Below are 3,626 nucleotides of genomic sequence, written 5' to 3' on the forward strand. Positions count from 1 at the left end.
CGGCGGTGACGCTACCGGGGTTGACGGTGGCGGTGACGCCGGCCGGGGCGCCGCTGACGGTGAGGGCGACGTTCTGCGCCGAACCGGAGACCACGGTGGTGCCGACGGTCGCGGTCGCCGAGGAACCGGCGGTGACCGAACCGGCGGCGGGGCTCACGCCGACCGAGAAGTCGTTGCCGGGCTGGGTGCTCGTCACCTTCAGCGTGTAGGTGGCGGTGTGGCTGCCGGAGGCGGCGGTGCCGGTCACCGTGAGCGGGTAGGTGCCCGGGGTGGTGGCGGCGGTGGTGGCGACGGTCAGCGTCGCCGAGGAGCCGGCGGTGACGCTACCGGGGTTGACGGTGGCGGTGACGCCGGCCGGGGCGCCGCTGACGGTGAGGGCGACGTTCTGCGCCGAACCGGAGACCACGGCGGTGCTGACGGTCGCCGTCGCCGACGAACCGGCCACGACGGTGCCCGAGTTGGGGGTCACGCCGACCGAGAAGTCGTTCACCGGCTGGGTGTTGCTGGTGAACGGCGCGAAGATCTTGGTGAAGTCCCAGGTGTTCTGGGCGATCCCGGAGCAGTCGTCACGGGCGGCGGCGCCCGCGCAGCTGCCGTTGTCGCGCTGCAGCGCCCAGAAGGACAGCGTGTTGATGCCCTTCGAGACCGCCCAGTTGTAGACGGTGTTGGCGTTGGCGAGCGTGAAGGTCTCGGCCGGGCCGAAGTCGTCGACGCCGATCATCTCGGTGATGCCGATCGAACCCCACAGCTGCGCGGGGGTCTTGGTCGGGTAGAGCTTCGCCAGCTGATTGTACAGACCGTTGGCGGAGGTCTGGGTGTCGGCCGCCATGTCGTGCGCGGCGTTGTCGTAGTAGTCGAACGTCATCATGTTGACGACGTCGATCTTGGCGTTGTTGGTGACGGCGTTCTTCAGCACCGCGAGCCCGCTGGCGGCGAGGCCGCTGGTGGTGGTCGGCAGCGTGTAGGAGAACTGGATCTTCCGGCCGTTGGTGGCGGCCCAGTCCTGGACCAGCTTGATCGCCTTGTTGCGGCGGTCGACACCGGCCGAGTTGTCCAGCGAGTCGACCTCGATGTCGAGGTCGATCCGGCTGATGTCGTACGTGGTGATGAGGTTCTCGTAGGCGGCGGCGATCTGGTTGACATCGGTGCAGCTGTCGGCCAGTTCGGTGCCGGTGGTGTCGGCGGTGTAGCCGCCGAACGACGGGATGACGTCGCCGCCGTTGGCACGGATCTTGGCGAAGTCGGCGCCGAACGAGGACTGCGCGACGGGCAGCGAGGTGTCGCCGTTCCAGTACGGGGTGCAGGAGCCCTTGGTGGCGGTCTGCAGGAACGCCATCGTCAGGTACTTGGCGCCGGACTGCGCGGCCAGCGTGGCGGGGCTCTCGCCGGTCCAGGACTCGAAGTAGGGGGCGAACACCCGGGTGGGGAGCGGGGTCGCCGCTGCGGCCTCGGCGGTGGCCGGGCCGGTCGGCGCCGCGCCCGCCGTCGTCGCGCCGGCGACCAGGCCGGCCGACGCGACGAGCGTGACGCAGGCCGTCAGGGCGGCCCGAAGTGATCTGGGTAGACGCATTGTTTCTCCAACAGACGTGGTGGGGCAGGACGTTGGTGAAGCGTGCGGGACTGTGCCGCGGCGTCCTCGGTGGACGCGCGGGGTGGGCGTGCCGGGCCGGGAGAGGAGCTTTTCGGCCGTACGGCGGGGCGGTGCTCGGGGGTGTGCAAACCCCAAGGACGCAGGGCACGGCGGGCGGCGCGCGCGGACGCGGGCAGGGGCCGTGACGGGGCCTGGGGGCGGAGCGGAGCAGGGCAGGACAGCGCCTCAGCCGCCGGTGGTCACACCCCCACAGTGCATCCCGGTCGGATCGACATGCCTATGGTTGGACTAGACCACTCGTCTGTCAAGAGTCCTAACAGTTCGTCGGCGAAGGGGTGAGGTTGGCTGAGGATCGGTCAACCGTCGAACAATCCGGTTGTGACCGGTGCGGACGCTCGGACATCATCGGAGTCATGCGAGACCTCGACTGGAAGCTCGACAGAGAGGGCGGCTGCCGCCCGCAGGCGTGAGTCCTCGGCTCCCGGGTCCCCGCCCGCCGCCTCCGGCGGCCGGTGGCCGGACCGTGTCCGTTCGCCTCGCCGCTCGTCCGCCGCCCTCTCCGTCGGCGGGCCCGAACACCTTTCGCGCCGCGGTGCCCCCGCACCGTGACGCTCTCAGCTGTGACGCCTCGGTGTTGTGGCGCCTCCGTGTTGTGACGCCTCCGCGTCGTGACGTCCGCCCGTGGTGACGTCGGCTCGTGGTGACGTCGGCTCGTGGTGACGTCGGCCCGTACCGGTGCCCGCCAGGGACGCTTTCCGGTCCGTCGGGGCACCGGTCGGCGCGCGCGGTGCGTCCACCGTCCCGTTGTCCGTTCCGCCTGTACGCGTCCGTCCGCGGGTGTGCCGGTCCGCCGGCGCGCCCGCCGTCGACGCCCGTGCCCGTACGCGTCTACCCCTGGAAAGGAGGAGCCATGGACCACTTCGTCTCGTCCGACGACAAGGACACCGCCTGGAGCTGCGTCTGAGCCGGTGGCAGGTGTGTGCCGTGGGCGCGCGGGTGGTCGTCGCGCGCGGCCACGGCGGGCCCGGCGCTCAGGACACCGGGCCGATCGGGGTCCGTCGGGCCTGGTTCAGACCGACGGGCAGAGAACGGTTCGCAGCGCGTCGAGGATTTTTTCCGACTTCTCGGCCCCGAAACCCTGAGGGTGGGCGGGATCCGTGAAGCGCTGGTTCGCCAGGTCGATCAACTTGGCCCGGTCCTTCGGGAACTGGTACATCGCCTGGCACTGGTTGCGGGCCCGGTCGACGGCCTGCTCGGCCTTGCCACCGACGATCGCCGGATCGATCGCGTCCAGGGCGGCGACCAGCTGCGCCGTGACGTCGGCGGCGGGTTTGCCGGGCAGCCCCGCGTCGGTGGGCGGGGCCGGCTTCGGCACGGCCGGGGGATCGGCCGGCGGCTTGTCGGTGCCCGCCGGGGCCGGGGAGTCGGCGGGGGCACCGGTGGCCGGGGCGGGTCCGGTGGCGGCCGGGGCGGGCGGGTTCGCGGTCGCGGACCCGGTCGTTCCGGTGCTCGTTCCGGCGGTCGTACCGGCCGAGCTCCCGGCCGTCCCGCCGGGGGTGGAGCCGGCGGTGCTGCCGGTCGTGCCGGCGCCTCCCGTGCCGGGCGCGTCGGTGGCTCCCGGGGCGGGTCCGGAATCGGTCGCGGTGGCCGACACGCCGGGGGAGGCGGGGGCCGTGGTGCCGGCGGCGGTGGTGCCGGAGCCCGAGCCGGAGCTGGAGCACGCGGCGAGGCTCACCGCGGCGAATGCCGTGAGGGTGGCGGCGAGAAGGCGAGTGCGCATGCCGTCACACTGTCATGTTCGCGCCGCTCAAGGGAAGATCTCTCCGGCCCGGGATCGACGCCCCGTGCCCGTCCCTCGCCCGTCCCTCGCTCTCGCTCTCGCCGGCAACGGAAGCCGGAGGGGAGGGGAGGGGAGGGGAGGGGAGGGGAGTCGGAGGCCGGAAGCCGCCGCGGGGGGGGGGCGCCCCCCCCCCCCCCCCCCCCCCCCCCCCCCCCCCCCCCCCCCCCCCCCCGCCGCCCCCACACGACACCGTAA

At 72.8% G+C, this 3,626-nt stretch carries 2 protein-coding genes; both read right to left on the bottom strand.

The features are described 5' to 3' along the window. The coding region (locus ACIPYS_RS29475; RefSeq protein WP_400751692.1) for a chitinase at positions 1–1,570 on the bottom strand (1,570 nt) is incomplete at its 3' end. A gap of 1,090 nt (positions 1,571–2,660) precedes the next feature. After that, on the bottom strand, positions 2,661–3,371 hold the full coding sequence (locus tag ACIPYS_RS29480; RefSeq protein ID WP_400751695.1) for a hypothetical protein: 711 nt from the start codon (positions 3,369–3,371) through the stop codon (positions 2,661–2,663). Positions 3,372–3,626 lie beyond the last annotated feature (255 nt).

Origin of the sequence: Kitasatospora sp. NPDC089913, from assembly GCF_044748625.1 — a bacterium.
Taxonomy (GTDB): domain Bacteria; phylum Actinomycetota; class Actinomycetes; order Streptomycetales; family Streptomycetaceae; genus Kitasatospora.